Origin of the sequence: Micromonospora avicenniae, assembly GCF_900156065.1 — a bacterium.
Classification (GTDB): Bacteria; Actinomycetota; Actinomycetes; order Mycobacteriales; family Micromonosporaceae; genus Micromonospora; species Micromonospora avicenniae.
Genome location: NZ_FTNF01000009.1, coordinates 151,570 through 170,993, shown reverse-complemented (window position 1 = coordinate 170,993; position 19,424 = coordinate 151,570). Strand labels below are relative to the sequence as shown.

Annotated in this window: 19 protein-coding genes, 1 tRNA gene and 1 pseudogene; 12 read left to right on the top strand and 9 right to left on the bottom strand. The window is 72.0% G+C overall.

Annotated features, from left to right (window positions below):
• Positions 1–65 precede the first annotated feature (65 nt).
• Both BXA10_RS16220 and BXA10_RS16215 read right to left on the bottom strand, forming a co-directional pair.
• Positions 66–1,475: an amidase gene (locus tag BXA10_RS16220; RefSeq protein WP_076471196.1), complete on the bottom strand. Its 1,410-nt coding sequence runs from the start codon at positions 1,473–1,475 to the stop codon at positions 66–68.
• Between the two features lie 16 nt (positions 1,476–1,491).
• Entirely contained in the window at positions 1,492–2,634 is a 1,143-nt protein-coding gene (locus BXA10_RS16215; RefSeq protein WP_076471195.1) for a cystathionine gamma-synthase, read from the bottom strand.
• A gap of 92 nt (positions 2,635–2,726) precedes the next feature.
• Between BXA10_RS16215 and BXA10_RS16210 the strand changes: the two genes are divergently transcribed.
• From BXA10_RS16210 to BXA10_RS16175, 8 genes are all read left to right on the top strand, one after another.
• Positions 2,727–3,050, top strand: coding sequence for a hypothetical protein (locus tag BXA10_RS16210; protein ID WP_076471194.1), 324 nt, complete (start codon positions 2,727–2,729; stop codon positions 3,048–3,050).
• 2 nt (positions 3,051–3,052) lie between these two features.
• Complete coding sequence (locus BXA10_RS16205; RefSeq protein ID WP_084752869.1) at positions 3,053–3,745, top strand: nucleotidyl transferase AbiEii/AbiGii toxin family protein; 693 nt, start codon at positions 3,053–3,055, stop codon at positions 3,743–3,745.
• 32 nt (positions 3,746–3,777) lie between these two features.
• Positions 3,778–4,197 carry an HIT family protein gene (locus BXA10_RS16200; RefSeq protein WP_076471193.1) on the top strand — a complete coding sequence of 140 codons (420 nt, stop codon included), beginning with the start codon at positions 3,778–3,780 and terminating at the stop codon, positions 4,195–4,197.
• A 150-nt stretch (positions 4,198–4,347) separates the two neighbouring features.
• Positions 4,348–5,007, top strand: a complete 660-nt coding sequence (gene msrA / locus BXA10_RS16195; RefSeq protein ID WP_076471192.1) for a peptide-methionine (S)-S-oxide reductase MsrA — start codon at positions 4,348–4,350, stop codon at positions 5,005–5,007.
• 86 nt (positions 5,008–5,093) lie between these two features.
• Complete coding sequence (locus BXA10_RS16190) at positions 5,094–5,624, top strand: GNAT family N-acetyltransferase (RefSeq protein ID WP_076471191.1); 531 nt, start codon at positions 5,094–5,096, stop codon at positions 5,622–5,624.
• A gap of 250 nt (positions 5,625–5,874) precedes the next feature.
• On the top strand, positions 5,875–6,231 hold the full coding sequence (locus tag BXA10_RS16185) for a YciI family protein (RefSeq protein ID WP_076471190.1): 357 nt from the start codon (positions 5,875–5,877) through the stop codon (positions 6,229–6,231).
• Positions 6,232–6,564: 333 nt separating this feature from the next.
• The gene (locus BXA10_RS16180) at positions 6,565–7,494 is read left to right on the top strand and encodes a ribonuclease Z (RefSeq protein ID WP_076471189.1); all 930 of its coding nucleotides are present in this window, start codon (positions 6,565–6,567) and stop codon (positions 7,492–7,494) included.
• On the top strand, positions 7,491–8,000 hold the full coding sequence (locus BXA10_RS16175) for a GNAT family N-acetyltransferase (protein WP_076471188.1): 510 nt from the start codon (positions 7,491–7,493) through the stop codon (positions 7,998–8,000). The genes BXA10_RS16180 and BXA10_RS16175 overlap by 4 nt, the downstream gene beginning before the upstream one ends.
• A 92-nt stretch (positions 8,001–8,092) precedes the next feature.
• Here BXA10_RS16175 and BXA10_RS16170 read toward each other — a convergent pair whose 3' ends face one another.
• Positions 8,093–9,463, bottom strand: coding sequence for a cystathionine beta-synthase (locus tag BXA10_RS16170; RefSeq protein WP_076471187.1), 1,371 nt, complete (start codon positions 9,461–9,463; stop codon positions 8,093–8,095).
• Positions 9,464–9,543: 80 nt separating this feature from the next.
• Positions 9,544–9,900 (bottom strand): YkvA family protein, encoded by a 357-nt coding sequence (locus tag BXA10_RS16165; protein WP_076471186.1) that lies wholly within the window; start codon positions 9,898–9,900, stop codon positions 9,544–9,546.
• Between the two features lie 240 nt (positions 9,901–10,140).
• Between BXA10_RS16165 and BXA10_RS16160 the strand changes: the two are divergent.
• The 3 genes and pseudogenes from BXA10_RS16160 to BXA10_RS16150 all read left to right on the top strand — a co-directional run.
• Positions 10,141–11,201 (top strand): annotated as a pseudogene (locus BXA10_RS16160) (SGNH/GDSL hydrolase family protein); the annotation flags it as partial.
• Positions 11,190–11,993: an SGNH/GDSL hydrolase family protein gene (locus BXA10_RS16155; RefSeq protein WP_076471184.1), complete on the top strand. Its 804-nt coding sequence runs from the start codon at positions 11,190–11,192 to the stop codon at positions 11,991–11,993. The pseudogene BXA10_RS16160 and the gene BXA10_RS16155, both read left to right, overlap by 12 nt.
• A gap of 51 nt (positions 11,994–12,044) precedes the next feature.
• Positions 12,045–13,307: an acetyl-CoA C-acetyltransferase gene (locus BXA10_RS16150; RefSeq protein ID WP_076471183.1), complete on the top strand. Its 1,263-nt coding sequence runs from the start codon at positions 12,045–12,047 to the stop codon at positions 13,305–13,307.
• Between the two features lie 34 nt (positions 13,308–13,341).
• Here BXA10_RS16150 and BXA10_RS16145 read toward each other — a convergent pair whose 3' ends face one another.
• The 4 genes from BXA10_RS16145 to BXA10_RS16130 form a co-directional block, all read right to left on the bottom strand.
• The gene (locus BXA10_RS16145) at positions 13,342–13,662 is read right to left on the bottom strand and encodes a hypothetical protein (protein ID WP_076471182.1); all 321 of its coding nucleotides are present in this window, start codon (positions 13,660–13,662) and stop codon (positions 13,342–13,344) included.
• Positions 13,663–13,784: 122 nt separating this feature from the next.
• Complete coding sequence (locus BXA10_RS16140; RefSeq protein ID WP_076471283.1) at positions 13,785–14,537, bottom strand: Bax inhibitor-1/YccA family protein; 753 nt, start codon at positions 14,535–14,537, stop codon at positions 13,785–13,787.
• Between the two features lie 418 nt (positions 14,538–14,955).
• Positions 14,956–15,783, bottom strand: coding sequence for a Bax inhibitor-1/YccA family protein (locus tag BXA10_RS16135; protein WP_076471181.1), 828 nt, complete (start codon positions 15,781–15,783; stop codon positions 14,956–14,958).
• Positions 15,784–15,895: 112 nt separating this feature from the next.
• A tRNA-Leu gene (locus BXA10_RS16130) sits at positions 15,896–15,976 on the bottom strand.
• Positions 15,977–16,067: 91 nt separating this feature from the next.
• Between BXA10_RS16130 and BXA10_RS16125 the strand changes: the two genes are divergently transcribed.
• On the top strand, positions 16,068–17,933 hold the full coding sequence (locus BXA10_RS16125) for a hypothetical protein (protein ID WP_139338014.1): 1,866 nt from the start codon (positions 16,068–16,070) through the stop codon (positions 17,931–17,933).
• A 66-nt stretch (positions 17,934–17,999) separates the two neighbouring features.
• Here BXA10_RS16125 and BXA10_RS16120 read toward each other — a convergent pair whose 3' ends face one another.
• Complete coding sequence (locus tag BXA10_RS16120) at positions 18,000–19,331, bottom strand: NAD(P)/FAD-dependent oxidoreductase (protein WP_076471180.1); 1,332 nt, start codon at positions 19,329–19,331, stop codon at positions 18,000–18,002.
• Positions 19,332–19,424: the final 93 nt, after the last annotated feature.

Here is a 19,424-nt window from a genome sequence, read left to right as displayed (position 1 = left end):
CACCCGCCGGTCGGACCTCCGGCGGCGACGCCCGCGAAGCGTCGCCTACCCGACGCGTCAGACGATCATGCGACGGCGGGTGACGCCGTACCGACCCGGGGGTAGCCGGGGGCATGCCGGGGCCACGGCGACTCCATCTCGAACTGCCCGGCGACCCCGAGCAGCAGCAGCTCCGAGCCGGGCGGCCCGACCAGCTGCACGGCGACCGGCAGGCCGTCCGGACGCCGCCCCACGGGCACCACGATCGACGGCAGGCCGGCGACGTTCCAGGGCGCCGCGAACGGGGCGTACCGGATGTTGGCCGCCATGTTGGCCCGCCAGGAGCGGGACGACCAGCTGATCGCCTCCGGCGGCACGGACGCCAGCGCCGGGGTGAGCAGCAGGTCGATTGAGTGGTCGCCGAAGAAATCGACGGAGCGGACCCGCCAGGCGGCACGGTCGGCCTCCCGGACGTACCCGCGTCGCTGCGCCCACTCGCCGAGCGCGACGTGGCGGCGGCTGCGCCGCTGCAGGTGGCGCCGGTCGACACCGCTGGCCCGCACGTCCGCGGCGGCCGCCGCGAACCAGGTGGCAAGCCCCTGGAGGCCGAGGCGGGTGGGGTAGACCGGGTCGGCCGGTACGGTGTCGTGGCCGGCGGCGGCGAGCAACCGCCCCGCGGCTGCCACGGCGTCCCGGTTCGGCTCGTCCGGCGACACACCGCGCACCGGCGAGCGCAGCGACACGCCGACCCGCAGCCGCTGCGGCGGCACCAGCTTCTCCGGGCGCCGCCCGGCCAGCACCGAGAAACCCACCGCCGCGTCGGCGACGGTGGTGGTCAGCACGCCGTGCTCGGTGAGGCCGAACCAGTCGTCCGCGCCGAGCTCGCAAGGGATCACGCCGCGGCCCGGCTTGAGCCCGATCAGGCCGCAGCAGGCGGCCGGGATGCGGATGGAGCCGAGGCCATCGTTGCCGTGCGCCATCGGCACCAGCCCGGCGGCGACCGCGGCGGCGGCTCCGCCGGAGGAGCCACCCGGGGTGCGCCGGGTGTCCCAGGGATTGCGGGTCACCCCGGTCTCGTCGTCGGTCAACGCCCAGAGGCCCAGCTCCGGCATCCGCGTCACGCCGAGGATCACCGCACCGGCGCCGCGCAACCGGCGGACCACCTCGTGGTCGGCCTCGGCCACCGGGGTACGCGCCGCGGCCGATCCGTTCCAGGTGGGCAGCCCGGCGACCGGTGTGTTCTCCTTCACCGCCACCGGCACCCCGGCCAGCGGAAGGTTGGCCAGGTCCTCCTGCTCGTCGACCTTCTCCGCCTCGGTGATCGCCTCCCCGCCGCGCAGCGCGCGGAACGCGGCGAGGTCGGCGTCGGCCCGGGCGATGTGGTCGAGGTGGTCCGCGACGACCTGGGTGGCGGAGACGTCACCCCGCCGTACGCCCCGGGCGATCTGCTTGGCGGTCGCCCCGACCCAGGTCGGCATGATGTCCTGCACGGCCACCCTCCCCAGCCAGCGGTCAGCCCAGCGCCTGCTCCAGATCGGCGAGCAGGTCGTCGACCGTCTCGATGCCGACAGACAGTCGCACGAGATCGCCGGGAACTTCAAGCGGTGAGCCCGCAGCACTTGCGTGTGTCATCCGGCCCGGGTGCTCGATCAGCGATTCCACCCCACCGAGCGACTCGGCGAGGACGAAGAGCTTGGTCCGGTTGCAGATCTCGACGGCGTGCTCCTCGCCGCCCGCCGCCCGGAAGGAGATCATGCCGCCGAACCGGCGCATCTGCTTCGCCGCGATCTCGTGACCCGGGTGCGCGGGCAGGCCGGGGTAGATCACCTGCGCGACCTGCGCGTGCCCGTCGAGGTAGGCGGCCAGCCGCTCGGCGTTGTCGCAGTGCCGGTCCATCCGTACACCCAGGGTCTTGATGCCCCGCAGGGTCAGCCACGCGTCGAAGGGACCGTTGACGGCGCCCATCGCGTTCTGGTGGTAACGCAGCTCCTCGCCCAGCCCGGGGTCGGCCGTGACCAGCGCACCGCCGACCACATCGGAGTGGCCGCCGACGTACTTCGTCGTCGAGTGCACCACCACGTCGGCGCCGAACGCGATCGGCTGCTGCAGGTACGGCGACGCGAAGGTGTTGTCGACCACCAGCAGCGCACCCGCCTCGTGCGTCACGGCGGCCAGGGTGGCGATGTCGGCGATGCCGAGCAGCGGGTTGGTGGGCGTCTCCACCCAGACGATCTTCGTGCTGCCGGGGCGGATCGCGGCCCGGACGGCGTCCGGGTCGGAGACCTTGGCCGGCGTGAAGTCCAGGCCCCAGCGCTCCAGTACGCGGGAGAAGAGGCGGTAGGTGCCGCCGTACGCGTCGTCGGGGATCACCACGTGGTCACCGGGCTTGCAGAGGGTACGCAGGACCGTGTCCTCGGCCGCCAGGCCGCTGGCGAAGGCGAGCCCGACCGAGCCGCCCTCCAGCGCCGCCAGGCATTCCTGGAGCGCGTCGCGCGTCGGGTTGCCGGAGCGGCTGTACTCGTAACCGAGCCGCGGCGCGCCGACGGCGTCCTGCGCGTACGTGCTGGTCTGGTAGATGGGAGGGATCACCGCGCCGGTACGGGCCTCAGGGTCCTGACCGGCGTGGATGGCGAGCGTCTCGAAGCCGTGACTCATTCCCGTGACGTTAGTCCGCCATCCTCGCCGGTCGGGCGCAACCCAGCGCGTCGCGTCGGCGGGCTGTCCCACCGGTCGGCGATAATGGCTCAGTGACCTCGGCCGCCCTCCCCTCCCGTCTGCTCGGTGCGGCCGACCGCATTCCGGCCTCGCTCGCGGAGCTGTCCGGCCCCGAGCACGGCCGGGTCGAGCTTCCGGTACGACTGGCCTGGTCCGGCCTGACCAAGTTCGACGTCAGCGACCCGCGGCAACGGCTGACGCTCTACCGGACTCTGATGGACTGCGGCCAGCGCGAGGACATTGTCCGTTATGTCAACGCGTCGCTGCTGTGTTCCGACTGGCCTCGGATCAAGCGCCTGACCGCACGGCGCACAGTGGCTCTCTGGGAGCGCAAGCTGCCCGGGCTCGCCGCCTGACAATGGACGGCCTGCATCTGCGGCTGCTGCAGATCGGCTTCGCTGCGGGCGACGACCTCGGGCTGGTCCTCGCCGGTGGTTACGCGCTGTCGGCCCACGAACTCGTCGACCGACCCTCGCGAGACATCGACTTCGCGACCGCCACGGTCCTGCCGCTGCCGGTCGTGGCTGCCCGCCTCACCGAGGCGTACGCATCCGCCGGGTTCATCGCACGCGTCATCGAGGCCACGCCCCGCATGGCTCGCCTGATGGTGCTCGCGGGACCGCTGGCGTGCGAGGTCGACCTACTCAAGGAAGCGATCGGCCCGCCTGCGTCGCTCGCGGTCGGTCCGGTCCTCGCGTTCGAGGATGCGATAGGCCTGAAGGTGCGAGCACTGCATGACCGGGCGGCGCACCGCGACTACATCGACATTCACGCCGCCCATCGGCGGCTGAGTTGGCGAGAGCTGGAGTCCCAGGGTGCGCGGCACACCGTCGCGTTCTCGCTCCTGGAACTGGCCGATCGGCTCGGCGGGATCACTGAGCTGGACGACGAGACCTTCCTGTCCTACGGCCTCAGCGACTCGGACATCGACGAGCTGAGAAGTTGGGCTCTCGCCTGGGAGGCGGACATTCAGGGGCGCCTCGCCAGCGGTGAGACCGGGCCGGTCGGGGTGCCGGACGACGGCTGGGACGCGTACCTCGACCCGGCCTGATCCCATCGCCGGCCCCGGCATAGCCTGGCCGGGTGGCCGGGTGCGTGTTCTGCGGGATCGTGGCGGGTGAACTGCCCGCGATACGGGTGACCGACGAGGCCGACGGGGTGGCCTTCCTGGACACCCGACCGGTCTTCAAGGGGCATTTGCTGGTTGTGCCGCGTGCCCACCTGGTGACGCTCGCCGACCTGCCGCCGGCGACCCTGCCCGGCTACTTCGCCCTCGTCCGGCGGCTCGCGGTGGCGGTCGAGTCCGGTCTGGGCGCTGATGGGACCTTCGTGGCGATCAACAACAAGGTGTCCCAGTCCGTCCCGCACCTGCACACCCACGTCGTGCCCCGGACGAAGGGCGACGGTCTGCGCGGCTTCTTCTGGCCCCGCACCCGCTACACCGACGACGCCGAGGCGCAGGAGTACGCCGGTCGGATCACCGCCGCGCTCGCCACCGGGTGAGCTTGGGACCGCCGCAGCCGCCGCAGCTCGCCACCGGATGAGCCGGGGCCGCCGCCGCGCTCGCCACCGGGTGAGCCGGAGCGCAGCGGGTAAGGATGAGGCACCCCGCGGTGTTGCATGCGCTGGGAAAGCCACGAAAGGAGTCCCACTGTGTTCCTTCGCCGCATGAAGGCCGAGATGATCTCCGCCGACCAGGCCCTGCCGGGCCGCCTGATCGCGATGCCGGTGGCCGACCGGCATGAGGTCCTCGGCACTCCGCTGAAGGGCCCCTTCCCCGAGGGCAGCCAGGTCGCCGTCTTCGGGATGGGGTGTTTCTGGGGAGCCGAGCGGCTGTTCTGGACCCTGCCCGGTGTCATCACCACCTCCGCCGGCTACGCGGGCGGCTACACGCCGAACCCGACGTACGAGGAGGTCTGTTCGGGCAGGACCGGGCACGCGGAGGCCGTCGAGGTGGTCTACGACCCCTCGAAGATCACCTACGAGGACCTGCTGAAGGTCTTCTGGGAGAACCACGACCCGACCCAGGGCATGCGCCAGGGCAACGACGTCGGCACGCAGTACCGGTCGGCGATCTACGCGACCACTGACGAGCAGCTGGCCACCGCGATCGCTTCCCGCGACGCGTTCGCGCCGATCGTGGCCCGCGCCGGCAAGGGTGAGATCACCACGGAGATCGACCGGCTCGGCGCGTACTACCTGGCCGAGGACTACCACCAGCAGTACCTGGCGCCGACGAAGAACCCGAACGGCTACTGCAATCACGGCCCGAACGGGCTGAGCTGCCCGGTGGGCGTGGCCAAGACCGCCTGACCCAGCGCTGGCGCGGTTCTGCGGATCCGCGCCAGCGCCAGCTTGGCGTGACCGGCCACGGGCCACGATCGTGACAGACTCACCCCGTGAGGATCAGTCAGGCGCGTCCGGACGACGTCGGAGGGCTGGCCCGGCTGTTGTGGCTGGACACGCTTCACGAGGAGCCACCCCGGCTCTCCGTTGACACGTTCACCGCGGAGCTTGCGCGGTGGTGGGCCGCCCGCCAGGACTCGCATCTCGCGTTCGTCGCTCGACTGCACCGACCGGAGATCGTCGGCATGGCCTGGGTCGCGCTCGTTCCTCGCGTCCCGCGACCTGGAGCGACAAGCCGGCTGTCCGCCGACATCCAGAGCGTCTTCGTGAAACCGGACCAGCGAGGCCAAGGGATCGGCTCGGCGCTCGTCGAGGCTGCTTCAGCGCATGCCGCACACCTCGGATCGCTCCGCGTGACGGTTCAATCCGGCCGCAAGGCGGTGCCGGTGTACGAACGGCTGGGCTTCGAGTCGTCCCGACAGCTCCTACAGCGATCGCCAGCCGGACCAGCCGGCCAGTGGCACACCGTCTCACCACCGACGATGAACCCGAACGGCTACCGCAACCACGCCCGAACGGGCTGAGCTGCCCGGTCGGGGTCGCCCGGGTGCCGTCGGACCTTCACCAGGTCTCTTGGACAGAGCCGGTCCCCGCCCGAGAACGCAACGACAACCGTACGCGTCGCTCGGCACGTGGACCGGTGACGGACCCGCACCGCCGCTCCCCGGCCAACATCGAGGTGGAAATTTTCGGCCTGAGGTGTCGTATCCGCCCGGCGCCGTTCGTGGTGAGGATGGAGGCAGACAAGGGTCCGCCCGAGACGAGGGAGCAGACATGGCCGAGTACCTCATCTACTTCAACCAGCAGTGGGTGGGCGACCACAGCGCCGAGTGGTTTCGCGGGCGCGGGCCACTCGCTGCGGCGGTCGTGGACGAGATCAAGGCCGCCGGGGCGTACGTGTTCGCCGGGGGCCTGGAAGAGGACGGGCCCGTCTTCAGTGCCGACGCCACGAGCGGCACATTGACGTTCACCGACGGACCCTACGCCGAGACCAAGGAGTGGCTGGGCGGGCTGACCGTGGTGGACGTGGCCGACGAGGAAACGGCCCGGATGTGGGCCGGCAAGATCGCGGAAGCATGCGGCTGGCCCCAGGAGGTCCGACGGTTCGGGCGGCAGCCCGCCACCCGGTGATGAGTGAGGGCTCGCATTCCCGCCCGGCGTGTGATCGAAATCCGTTGCCGCGCCCCTCGGCAACTGGATAGCGTGGCGGTACACGGGAAAGGAGGTGGTCCAGACTTGTATAGCAATCGGACTCGTGAGGTGGCTGTCCGCTAGCCGCTGTCCTCGACAGTGATTCACGTCCGCCGCGAGGCGGGCACAGGCACCATCGTCGAGACCGTGTGGCAGCGGTGCGGCGAAACCACGACAGCCACCCGACCCCCGGGGTGCCGGCCAAAGTCCAGCCGGCCCGCGCGAGAGCGCGGACACCCCGGGGGTCGCTTCATATCCGGCGGAGGAGCCCCCGTGTCCATGCGTGAACTGGTGGTGCTCGGGACGGCCAGTCAGGCGCCGACACGGGCGCGTAACCACAACGGGTACGTGCTGCGCTGGGACGACGAGGTGATCCTCTTCGACCCGGGCGAGGGCAGCCAGCGGCAACTGCTGCACACCACGGTCACCGCGACCGACCTGACCCGCATCTGCGTCACCCACTTCCACGGCGACCACTGCCTGGGCCTGCCCGGCACCATCCAGCGGCTCTCCCTGGACCGGGTACCGCATCCGGTGGCGGTCCACTTCCCGGCCGGCGGGGCGGAGTACTTCGCGCGTCTGCGGTACGCCACGAGCTTCCACGAGACCGCCGAGCTGCGCGTCGAGCCGATCGAGGCCGACGGACAACGGTTCGAGCTGCGCTGCGGCACGCTGCAGGCCCGCCGGCTGCGCCATCCCATCGAGACGTACGGCTACCGGTTGGTCGAGCCCGACGGCTGGCGGATGCTGCCGGAGGAGCTGGCCGCGTACGGCATCAGCGGTCCGGCCGTCGGTGAGCTGATCCGCGTCGGCCACCTGGACGTGGACGGACGACGTGTCACCCGGGACGAGGTGAGCGTGCCCCGGCCGGGACAGCGGTTCGCCTTCGTGATGGACACCGGCCTGTGCGACGGGGTGTACGCCCTGGCCGAGCACGCCGACCTGCTCGTCATCGAGTCGACCTTCCTGGAGCCGGAGGCCGCGCTCGCCGCCGAGGTCGGGCATCTCACCGCCGGCCAGGCCGCCCGGGTGGCGGCCGAGTCGGGCGTACGCCGGTTGGTGCTCACCCACTTCTCCCAGCGGTACGCCGACCCACGCCGTTTCCACGACGAGGCCCGGATGCACTTCGACGGCGACCTGATCATCGCCGAGGACCTCACCACCGTTCAGGTCCCGCCACGCCGGGTAGCCTCGGCCCGGTGACCGTCACGCTCCGCCGGGCCGCCGCCGACGACCTGATGGCGATCGGCGCGCTGCACCAGCGTTCCCGGGTCGCCGCGTACTCCTCTTTCCTGCCTGCTGAGGCACTGGCCGAGCCGACGGCGGATGCGATGGGCCGCTACTGGGTCGAGCGGTGGGGCTGGGAACGCGACGACCACCTGATGACCGTCGCCGAGCGGGACGGCGAACTCGTCGGGTTCACCTACCTGGGCCCGGACGACGAGGGCGACCCGGCCACCGGGCTGCTGAACGCCATCCACCTCGACCCGGCCGAGCGGGGCCGCGGGACGGGGCGGGAGCTGATGATCGACGCGCTAACCAGCATGCGGAAGCGGAGCTGGCGGCGGGCGGTGCTGTGGGTACTGACGAAGAACGCCTCCGCCCGCCGCTTCTACGAGCGGGGCGGCTGGTCGCCGACCGGCGTCGAACGGGACGAGTTGATCGGCTCCGCGGTGACCGGCCAGCTCCGGTACGTTCGTCCGCTGTAGGCGCCGCCCGGCCGTGTGGTCCGGGGGCGTGGTCGGGCTCCCGACCGGGCCACCCCGACACAGCGGGGTGACCCGATCGTCCGGTCGTCAGCTCAGCGAGCGCCGAGGTGTGCCAGCAGGTCCTGCCGGGTGAGCACGCCCTTGGGCTTGCCGTCGACCAGCACCAGGGCGGCGTCGGACTTCTCCAGCAGACCGACCGCCTCGCTGACCGGCTGCCCACCGCCGATCATCGGCAGCGGCGCGGCCATGTGCCGCTCGATCGTGTCGTGCAGGTGTGCCTGGCCGGTGAAGAGCGCGTCCAGCAGGTCCCGCTCCGCGATCGAGCCGGCCACCTCACCGGTGACCACCGGCGGCTCGGCCTTGAGTACCGGCAGCTGGGAGACGCCGTACTCGCGCATGTAGTCGATCGCGTCCCGGACCGTCTCGGTCGGGTGCACGTGCACCAGCTCGGGCAGGCCGCCCGGCTTGCTGGCCAGCGCGTCGGCGACGGTCGGTTCGGTACCCGAGTTGTCCAGGAAGCCGTACCGGGCCATCCAGGTGTCGTTGAAGATCTTGGAGAGGTACCCGCGGCCGCCGTCCGGCAGCAGCACCACGACCACGTCGTCCGGTCCGGCCTTGCGGGCGACCTCCAGCGCGGCCACCACTGCCATTCCGCAGGAGCCACCGACGAGCAGCCCCTCCTCGCGGGCCAGCCGCCGGGTCATCTCGAACGAGTCCTTGTCGGAGACCTCGACGATCTCGTCAGCGATGCCCCGGTCGTACGTCTCCGGCCAGAAGTCCTCACCGACCCCCTCGACCAGGTACGGCCGGCCGGTGCCGCCGGAGTAGACCGAGCCCTCCGGGTCCGCGCCGATCACCCGCACCCGCCCCTCGGAGGCCTCCTTCAGGTACCGGCCGATGCCGGAGATGGTGCCTCCGGTGCCCACTCCCGCGACGAAGTGGGTGATCCCGCCCTCGGTCTGCCGCCACACCTCCGGGCCGGTGGTCTCGTAGTGCGACCGCGGGTTGGCCGGGTTGCTGTACTGGTCGGGCTTCCACGCGCCGGGGATCTCCCGGGCCAGCCGGTTGGAGACGTTGTAGTAGGAACGCGGATCCTCCGGGGCCACCGCGGTGGGGCAGACCACGACCTCGGCGCCGTACGCCCGCAGCACGTCCTGCTTGTCCTGGCTCACCTTGTCCGGGCAGACGAATACGCAGCGGTAGCCCTTGAGCTGCGCCACGAGGGCCAGCCCGACGCCGGTGTTGCCGCTGGTCGGCTCGACGATCGTGCCGCCCGGCTTGAGCAGTCCGGCAGCCTCGGCGTCCTCCACCATCCGCAGCGCGATGCGGTCCTTCACCGAGCCGCCCGGATTGAGGTACTCCACCTTCGCCAGCACGGTGGCCTGGATGCCCTCGGTGACGTTACGCAGGCGCACCAGCGGGGTGTTGCCGATCATGTCGACGACGTTGTCGTAGTACTGCAACTCGATCTGTCCTTCTCCTCGGCGCCGGCGCCGGGCGGCCGGGCAGCTGGGCGGATTCCCAGCGCCCAGGGTACGTGCCGTCAGGGCACCGCATGCCCAGGGATGACCTGGCCACGACGCGTCTCCCACTCCAGGAACCGCTCCGTCTCGGCCAGGACGCTGCCGGCCAGCCAGGCGACCAGGACCGCGTCGTCGGCCAGCCCGAGGACCATCAGCGGGATCTCCGGAACCAGGTCGATCGGCGAGGCGATGTACGCCGTGGCGGCCGCCATCATCGCCAGTCGGAGACCACCGTCGTACTCCCGGCGGGCGGTCGCCCGGATCATCCGGGGCAGCGCGGCCAGCCGGGCACCAAGCGACGGACCACCGCGTGCTCCGGTGGCCAGCGCCCGGGCCAGCGCCGTGAAGGCCGCGCTCCGCCTCAATGTCTTCGCCATCCTCGTGCTCCCTTCCCGCGAGCAGCATGCCGTCCCGGCGCAAGCGGGCCGGGCAGGCCCCGCCGGCCGAAGCCGAACGGGAGTCGCATCGGCCGTGGTGGAGTCGCGCCGGGCACCACGGATCGCGCCGGACCGCAGCCGATCGGAGGAGTTGGTACCCGGAACGGTCGTGCGTGTCCCATGGCCGTCTGCCCGGTCTGACGACAGCGGTCTGTCGGGGTGGCGCGATACTGTCGCGGTATGGGGGTGGCTGGTTCCGTCGCACCGGTCGGTCCGCGCTGGCAGCGCGCCCGGCAGATCGCCCGCTTCACGGCGATCGGCACGGGCGCCACAGCGGCGGCCGTGGTCGCCACCGTCGGAGTGCTGCTCGGTCAGGCCCGCCAGGCCCGCCGCACCATCCCGATGGCCGAGGCGCCGCCACCACGCGTTGACGGTGTCTACGGTGCCAAGTTTCCCGGGCCACCGCTCACCATGGTGGTGCTCGGCGACTCCTCGGCCGCCGGTTACGGCGTGCACCGCCGCCGGGAGACGCCCGGCGCGCTGCTCGCCACCGGCCTGTCCCGCCGCGCGCAGCGTCAGGTGCGGTTGCACCGCTTCGCCGTGGTCGGGGCGATCTCAGCCGGCCTGAAGCACCAGGTGGACGCCGCCCTGGAGTGCCAACCCGACATCGCGGTGATCTTCGTTGGTGGCAACGACGTCACCAACCGCACCCCGCCGGCGCTGGCCGTGCGCTACCTGGTCGAGGCGGTCCGCATGCTGCGCGCCGCCGGCTGCGAGGTGGTCGTCGGCACCTGCCCGGATCTCGGCGCGATCCAGCCCATCCAGCCGCCGCTGCGTTGGTTGGCCCGGCGGTGGAGCCGGCAGCTCGCCGCGGCCCAGACGGTGGCCGTCGTCGAGGCGGGCGGCTGGACGGTCTCCCTCGGCGACCTGCTCGGCCCCCGGTTCGCCGCCGAGCCGGCCCGGATGTTCGCCTGGGACCGGTTCCACCCCTCCGCCGAGGGCTACGCGGTGGCCGCCGCCGCGACGTTGCCTACCGTGCTCTCCGCGCTCGGCATCGGGCCGGAACGCCAGGCAGCGCCGGTCCTCGATCGGGGCGTACGGTCACTGCCCGAGGCCGCCCAGGAGGCGGCCCGGCACGCCGGAACCGAGGTCAGCGGCGCCCAGGTTCGCGGCCGCGACCGTGGGCCGACGGGTCGATGGGCGCAGTTGCGCCGGCGGGCGTTCTTCGGGGTCGGCGCGGTGCCACAGTCCGGTCCCGCCGCCGACTCACCCACCGTGGAGGGACTGGCATGAGCGAGCGTGACCTCGCCACGAGGTTCGCCGGCCGGCTCGGCCGGGCGGCCCTGCTCACCCTGATCGCCGGCACGGTCGGCGGTGCCGCCGTCCTGGCCGGCGAGGCTTTCGTCGCCCGGCACCGCCGTTACGCCGAGCCCGAACTCGGACTGGCGCTGCGCGCGACGGTCGGGCGGGCCGGCGCGCCGCCGCTGCGACTGGTCCTGCTGGGCGACTCGTCCGCCCTGGGCGTCGGCGTCGACCGGCTCGACGACACGATCGGCGGCCAGCTCGCGAACCTGCTCGCCGAGGGGCCCACCGGTCGCTTGGTGCACCTCTCCAGCGTCGGGGTCAGCGGCTCCCGCTCGACCGACCTCGCCACCCAGGTGGCTCGGGCCCTGCTCGGCAGGCGGCCCGACGTGGCGCTGATCCTCATCGGCGCGAACGACGCCACCGGGCTGCGCCGCTCGCGTGACGCGGCGGCGTACCTTGCGGCGGCCGTGCACCGGCTGCGCGAGGCGGGCGTGGAGGTCGTGGTCGGCACCTGCCCGGATCTCGGCGCGGTCCGTGCCATCGCGCCACCGCTACGGCAGGTGGTCGGCTGGTCGGGACGGCGGGTCGCCCGCGCCCAGACGGCCGCCGTGCTGAACGCCGGTGGGACGGTGGTCGACCTGGCCACCGAGACCGGGCCGGTCTTCCGGGCCGACGCCGGCACCCTCTGCTTCGACGGCTACCACCCCTCGGCGGACGGTTACCGGGTGTGGGCGCACGCGCTGCTCCCGGCGGTCGCCGCGGCAGCAGCCATCGCCTCGCGGCACTGATCTTACGTGGGCGGCTACCACACCAAGTTACCGACGGGTTAACGTTGCCCCATGTCGACTGAGTCGTCCCGCGACGCCGTCATCGTCGCCACCGCCCGCTCCCCCATCGGCCGGGCCCACAAGGGTTCGCTGCGCGAGGTACGCCCGGACGATCTGGCCGCCACCATCGTCCAGGCCGCTCTCGACAAGGTCCCCCAACTCGATACAGGCGAGATCGACGACCTCTACCTCGGCTGCGGGCTGCCCGGCGGCGAGCAGGGCTTCAACATGGCCCGCGTGGTCGCCACCCTGATGGGCCTGGACGGCCTGCCCGGCGCGACCCTGACCCGCTACTGCGCCTCGTCGTTGCAGACCACCCGGATGGCGATGCACGCGATCCGGGCCGGCGAGGGTGACGTCTTCATCTCCGCCGGTGTGGAGACCGTCTCCCGGTACGCCCGGGGCAATTCCGACGGCCTCCCACCGGAGGCGCAGGCGCTGGTCGGCGGCGGATGGGAGAATCCGCGCTTCGCCACCGCCCGGGCGCGGTCGAAGGCCCGGGCCGAGGGCGACGCCGAGATGTGGACCGACCCGCGCGAGTCCGGTGAACTGCCCGACATCTATCTGGCGATGGGGCAGACCGCGGAGAACCTGGCCCAGGTGTACGACGTGACCCGCGCCGACATGGACGAGTTCGGCGTACGCAGCCAGAACCTCGCCGAGAAGGCCATCACGGACGGCTTCTGGGCCCGCGAGATCACCCCGGTGACCACTCCGGACGGCACGGTGGTCAGCACCGACGACGGCCCGCGCCCCGGGGTGACCCTGGAGGGTGTGGCCGGGCTGAAGCCGGTGTTCCGGCCGGATGGCCGGATCACCGCCGGCAACTGCTGCCCGCTCAACGACGGCGCCGCCGCCGTCGTGGTGATGAGCGCTCAGCGCGCTCGGGACCTGGGCATCACGCCGTTGGCCCGGATCGTCTCCACCGGTGTCACCGCCCTCTCCCCGGAGATCATGGGTCTCGGCCCGGTGGAGGCGTCCCGGCAGGCGCTCAAGCGGGCCGGGATGACCATCGACGACGTCGACCTGGTCGAGATCAACGAAGCGTTCGCCGCCCAGGTGATCCCCTCGTACCGGCAGCTGGGCATCCCGTTGGAGAAGCTGAACGTGATGGGCGGCGCGATCGCGGTCGGCCACCCGTTCGGCATGACCGGTGCCCGGATCACCGGCACCCTCCTCAACGCCCTCGAGTGGCACGACAAGACCATCGGCCTGGAGACGATGTGTGTCGGTGGCGGGCAGGGCATGGCCATGGTGATCGAGCGGCTCAGCTGAGCCGGGCCCGCGTGGTCGTCGGGACCGGGCGGGTTCAGAGAGCGCCGCGGGTCGCCGCCACCTCGGTGGCGGCCCCGGCCAGCACCTCGGCCGCCGCGCCGGCCGCGACGAGGTCCGCAGCGACCACCCGGAGCTGATCGGTCAGGGCGAGGTCGTTGGCCAACCTGGGCACCGTACGCCGCGGCTCGCCCTCGGCATCGGCCGCGAGATTGGCGACCTCCTGCACCAACCGGTGCACCACGTCCGCCCGGGACACGTTGCTGGTGGCGGCGGTCGCCGCCCACCGAGGCTGCTCCCAGTGCCCGACCTGGCGGATCAGCAGCTGCACCGCCCGTTCCAGTTCTGCTGCGCTCACCGCCCCGAGTCTACGGATCGGCCCGCGACGCGTTGGCCGCCCGTGGCAGGTCCCCGAACGACCGCGGGTCGTGCCACGACTCCGGCGCCTGCCGCAGACCGGTTCAGCGGCGACGCCGGGGTTCATCGGCGCAGGTAGCTGAGCAGCCGCAGCAGCTGCCAGTAGAGGAAGACCAGGCCGGTGAGCAGCCCGAACGCGCAGAGCCAGGCGTACCGGCGAGGTCGGCCGGCGCGCACGGAGCGTTCGATGAGATCGAAGTCGAGGACGAAGCTGAACGCGCCCGCGATGATCGCGATGACGGCGATCACGTACGGCAATGCGCCGACCTCGCCGGTGAGGCTGTAGACCACCAGCCCCTGCCGGCCGGTGACCAGGTAGACCACCAGGTTCACCAGACTGATCGCGACTATGCCGAGCAGGGTCCCGATGACCAGGCGGGCCAACCGGGGCGTGGCGCGGATCAGGCGGGCTCGGTAGAGCAACGCCATGCCGAGGAAGACACCGAACGTCCCGGCCACTGCCAGCGCGACGATGCCCGGGTAGACCAGCTCGAACGCTCGGCTCGCCACACCGAGCAGCAGCCCCTCGATCACCGCGTACCCGGCCATGGGTAGCGGGTTGGTGATCCCCCGCAGCGAGATGACCAGTGCCAGCACCAGCGCGGCGAGGGCGCTGCCGCCGAGCGCGCCCGGCACCCAGACCGCCGCCGGTATGAACAGCCAGGAGAGCAGCGCCGTGACGCCGGTGAGCAGGAGCAGCCCGACCGTACGGACGACGACGTCTTCGACTGTCATCTCGTCCGCGACGTCGAGCACCCGGTCGCGCCGCCAGGTGGTCTCGTCGAGCCGGTTCAGCACCGGGTTGCTGCTGCGCACCACGCCCCCTCTCGCCGCCGTACCCCTCGCAGTCACTGTGCACCGGTGGGTCCGACGGCGGCGGGAAAACCACCTCCCTGTTTCGGAAGAACGGGCATTACCTCCGCCGGTGCGACCGTTGCTTGCGGAGGGTAGTCACGGCATCGTGAACACCCAGCGTCATCATGCGCGGGGGCGGCCAGCATCACTTTGCTCGCTTTGCAGAGCAAAGCGTCGACAGGGGTATGCCTGGAGGGGCGCCTATGTTGCGCTGTGTAATGCCGCAGCAGGTCAGGTGAGCGCTCTTGCGCAGGCCGTCCGTGACGGATCAACACGCGAGCCACCGCAGCGGATCAGTACGCCCTGCGGGTCGGGGCCGAACGCACCGGCGCCCGCCCCGCAGTGCGGGACGGGCGCCGGTGGTACGCGGGCGGACGGGTCAGTCGTCGCCCTGGAAGTAGCTCAGCAGGCGCAGGAGCTCCAGGTAGAGCCAGACCAGGCTGACCAGGATGCCGAAGGCGGCGACCCAGGAGTAGCGCTGCGGCAGGCCCATCCGGACGCCGTCCTCGACCTCCTTGAAGCTGAGCACGAAGCTCAGCGCGGCCACCACGATGCAGATGAGGCTGAAGCCGATGGCCAGCTTGCTGCCGTCACGCAGGTGGGTGTTGACACCGAAGAGCGCCAGCACCAGGTTGATCAGCATCACGGCGAAGAGGCCGGCCATCACGGCGACCATGCCCTTGACGAACGCCGGGGTGGCCCGGATGACCCGCGCCTTGTAGAGCATGGCCATCACGAAGAAGACGCCGAAGCTGGCGACCACGGCCTGCAGCACGATGCCGTCGTACGCCCGCTCGAAGGCCTTGCTCACCATGCCGACGAAGACGCCCTCGACGACGGCGTACGTCACGACCAGAGCCGGATTCGCCATCCGGGAGAACGAGATGATCAGGCCGAGGACCAGACCGACGACCGCGGCGCCGATCCAGGCCACCCCGACCAGAGCGTCGGGCACGAGCACCCAGGCGGCCGCGGCGGCGACGCCGAGGATGCCGAGGAGGGCGACCGTCTTGACCACCACGTCGTCGATGGACATGGGCGCCACGGTCGGCGGTGCCGCCGGGTAACCCGCCGGGTATCCGGCCTGGCTCGGGTACTGCTGCGGAACGCCGGGCGCGCCGTACGGCCCGGTCGGGGCGTACCCGGCGGAGCGCTCGCGCTCGGCCGCCTGGCCGAGCCGGGCGAGCACCGGGTTCGAGGTCTTCACTGTCTGGCCTCCCTCAGGGGGTCGTCATGCACGTGAACGCGCACACACAAGAGTAAACCGCCCGGCCCAGCCGTGGAGATCATCGATCGGATGTGGGAGTCGAAAGTGTCGGTGCCCGGGGCGGGGGTCGAACCCGCACGCCTTGCGGCAGCCGCTTTTAAGGCGGCCGTGTCTGCCGTTCCACCACCCGGGCAGGGCGGCACCGGCGCGTCGACACGCGGCGGTGCAATGCCACGTTAACCGGTCGGCCGCGACTCGGCGCACCCCGTCGCCGTTGCCGGATTGTGAGCAGCGCAGCCCCCCCGGCTACCGACGCCGTACCCGAGCGGATTCCCGGCCCCGCCGACCGGACCGCCCGCCGCCTCCGCGCGGCCCGGATCCGGGCCGCCCTCGGCCGGCACCGCACCGACCTCGCGGTGGCGCTGTTCTTCGCGGTGTCAGCCGGTTGGCTCACCCACGAGCTGTGGCCGGATCCCGGTGCTCGGACGCTGGCGCTGAACCCTGCGGACCAGACCCTCTACGAATGGTTCCTCACCATCGACGCTCGGGCTCTCCTCGGTGACTTCGGCCTGCTCACCGACCGGCTCAACGCGCCGGAGGGGGTGAACCTGATGGCCAACACCTCGGTCATCGCGCTCGGGATCGTGCTCGCCCCGGTCACCCTGCTGCTCGGCGCGCCGGTCACCTTCGCGCTGCTGGCCGCAGCCAATGTGGCCGGCACGGCGGTCGCCTGGTACCTGTTCTTCACCCGGGTGCTGCGGGCCCGCCGGCTCGCCGCCGGGCTCGGGGCCGGCCTGTGCGGCTTCGGTCCGGGCATGGTGTCGCAGACCAACAGCCACCTGCACATGACGGCACAGTGGCTGGTTCCGGTGATCGTCTGGTTGGTGGTACGGCTGCTACGCGCCGCGGACCCACGGCGGCTACGGGCCGCCGGCCCGCCGGGACGGGGCCTCCGGACGGGCGCGGACCGCCGGCGGATCGTGAGTTCCGCGGTCGGCCTCGCCGGGACGGTCAGCGCGCAGGTCTTCATCGGCGAGGAGGTGCTCTTCCTCGCCGCGCTCACCCTGCTGGTCATGGCCGTGACCTGCGCCGCGGCCGACCGGGACCTGGCCCGCCGCGCCCTGCCGGGTTTCGCCGGTGGCCTGGCGCTCGCCACCGGGCTCGCCCTGCTGGTGCTCGCGTACCCGCTCTGGTTCCAGTTCGCCGGCCCGCAGGGGGTCGCCGACGGGGTGTTCAACCCGCGCCACTTCTCGGCCGACCTGCGCAGCTGGTGGGCGATCTCACCGCTCTCGGTGGCCGGGAGCGAGAACTCGGCCACGCTGACCACCGGACCGGCCGAGTACAACACCTTCCTCGGCTGGCCCCTCCTGCTCGTCACGGCGGGCTGTGCCGTATGGCTCGGCCGCCGCCGGCTGGCGGCCCTCGCCTGTACGGTCGCCGCGCTGGTGATGGCGGCGCTGGCCCTCGGCCCGGCCGTGGTGCTGGGCGGTACGCGTACCGGGCTGCCCGGCCCGTACGTCCTGCTGGCCGGTCTGCCGGTGGTGGACGGCGCGCTGCCGATGCGGTTCGCTCTCGCCGTGCTACCGCTGGTCGGAGCGCTCCTGGTGCTGGCCGTGGACCGGGCGCTGCGGAGCACCGGTCTCGCCCGCCGGCTGGTCCCGGCGGCGGTCGGCGTGGCGCTGTTGCCGCTGGCGCCCACCCCGCTGCCGGCCATCGAACGCCCCCCGGTGCCGGAGTTCGTCACCGGCGGTCACTGGCGGGAGTGTGTCGAGCCGGGAGGCGTGCTGGTGCCCGTGCCGCTGCCCAGCCCGAAGGATCCCTGGCCCATGCGGTGGGCCGCCGCCGCGGATGCCGCGTTCCGGCTGCCGGAGGGCTTCTTCATCGGCCCGTACGGCCGCCGCGGCACCGCCGCCTTCGGCGCCTACCCGCGGCCGACGTCGCGGCTGCTGGCCGAGGTCGCGCGCCGGGGCGAACGGCCGGTGATCGGGAACGAGGAGCGCCGGCAGGCCGCGCGGGACATGGAGTTCTGGAACGCCTCCTGCGTGGCGCTGGCCGACGGGACTCCGCACGCGGAGAGCCTGCGGATCACCCTCGAGCAGCTGTACGGGCCGGCCACCCGGATCGCCGACGCCTGGATCTGGCGGGTCTGACGCACACCGGCCCGGTACGACGAAACCCCTCCGGCGGTTGGCCGGAGGGGTTTCGCGACAGGTACGTCAGCCCTGGCGAGAGGGCACCGGCGCCGACGCCTCGAGGAACTCGACGCGCGGCTCGTGCAGCTGCCCCAGAGCGATGGCCTCACGCCGGAGGAAGAACGCCAGCGTCCAGTCGACCACGACCCGGACCTTCCGGTTGAACGACGGGATACGGCTCATGTGGTACGTCCGGTGCATGACCCAGGCGGGCAGGCCCTTCACCTTGATGCCGTACACCTGGCCGACGCCCTTGTGCAGGCCGAGGCTGGCCACGCTGCCGGCGTGCTTGTGCTTGTACTCGACCGGTTCGCGCCCGCGGATCACGTTCGCGATGTTGTCGGCCATCCGGGCGGCCTGGCGCACCGCGTGCTGTGCGCTCGGCGAGCAGTAGGCGCCCGCCGGCTTGGTCAGGTCCGGCACCGCGGCGCAGTCGCCCGCGCTCCAGGCGCCCTCGACGACCTTGTCACCGTCGACGACCTGGAGCGTCGGGATGCAGGTGATGTGCCCCCGCTCACCCCGGGGGAGGTCCGTCTTGTCGAGCAGCGGGGACGGCTTCACACCGGCGGTCCACACGATCGTGCCGGCCGGGAAGCTGTCGCCGTCGGAGAGCTTGACGACCCCGTCGACGCACGAGTCGAGCCGGGTGTCCAGCCGGATGTCCATGTTCCGCTTGAGCAGCTGCTGCACCGTGTAGGCGCCCATGTCCCGGTCCACCTCGGGCAGCACCCGCTGGGTGGCCTCCACGAGCACCCAGCGCATGTCCTCCGGCTTCAGCTCCGGGTAGTAGCGCAGCGCGTCGCGGGCCATGTCCTCCATCTCGGCCAGCGCCTCGATGCCGGCGTAGCCGCCGCCCACGAAGACGAAGGTCAGCTCGCGCCGACGGACGTCCGGGTCGGAGGTGGCAGCCGCCAGGTCGAGCCGAGCCAGCACGTGGTTGCGGAGGTAGATGGCCTCGCCGATGGTCTTGAAACCGATGCCGTTCTCGTGCAGGCCCGGGATCGGCAGGGTGCGGGAGACCGAGCCGGGGGCCACGATCACGTGGTCGTACGCGATCTCTCGCGTCGGCCCGGCGATCGGTTGAACCGTCGCGACCTTGCGGTCGTGTTCAAGCCGGGTGACCGCACCAGCCACGACCGTGCAGCGACGCAACTCCCGACGCAGCGGCACCACGGAGTGCCGGGGAGAGATGTTGCCCGCCGAGGCCTCCGGCAGGAAGGGCTGGTAGGTCATGTGGGGCTGGGGGTCGACCACGATGACCTCAGCCTCGAGGGAGCTGAGCTTCTTCGACAGGCGCAGGGCCGCGTAGAGGCCGACGTGACCAGCACCCACCACAAGGATCCGCTTCGGATTCACGCCGACTATCTTTCCCCGGGCCGCTCGGCTAATCCCGATCGCGCCCCCGTTCTGTGACGGAGCACAACCGCTGTGACCTGCGCAACTCCTTCA

Coding starts and splice junctions, on each gene's coding strand:
- BXA10_RS16205 (WP_084752869.1), top strand. CDS start 3,053: ATGGACGGCCTGCATCTGCGGCTGCTGCAGATCGGCTTCGCTGCGGGC.
- BXA10_RS16215 (WP_076471195.1), bottom strand. CDS start 2,634: ATGAGTCACGGCTTCGAGACGCTCGCCATCCACGCCGGTCAGGACCCT.
- BXA10_RS16165 (WP_076471186.1), bottom strand. CDS start 9,900: ATGGCGAAGACATTGAGGCGGAGCGCGGCCTTCACGGCGCTGGCCCGG.
- BXA10_RS16155 (WP_076471184.1), top strand. CDS start 11,190: ATGAGCGAGCGTGACCTCGCCACGAGGTTCGCCGGCCGGCTCGGCCGG.
- BXA10_RS16185 (WP_076471190.1), top strand. CDS start 5,875: ATGGCCGAGTACCTCATCTACTTCAACCAGCAGTGGGTGGGCGACCAC.
- BXA10_RS16150 (WP_076471183.1), top strand. CDS start 12,045: ATGTCGACTGAGTCGTCCCGCGACGCCGTCATCGTCGCCACCGCCCGC.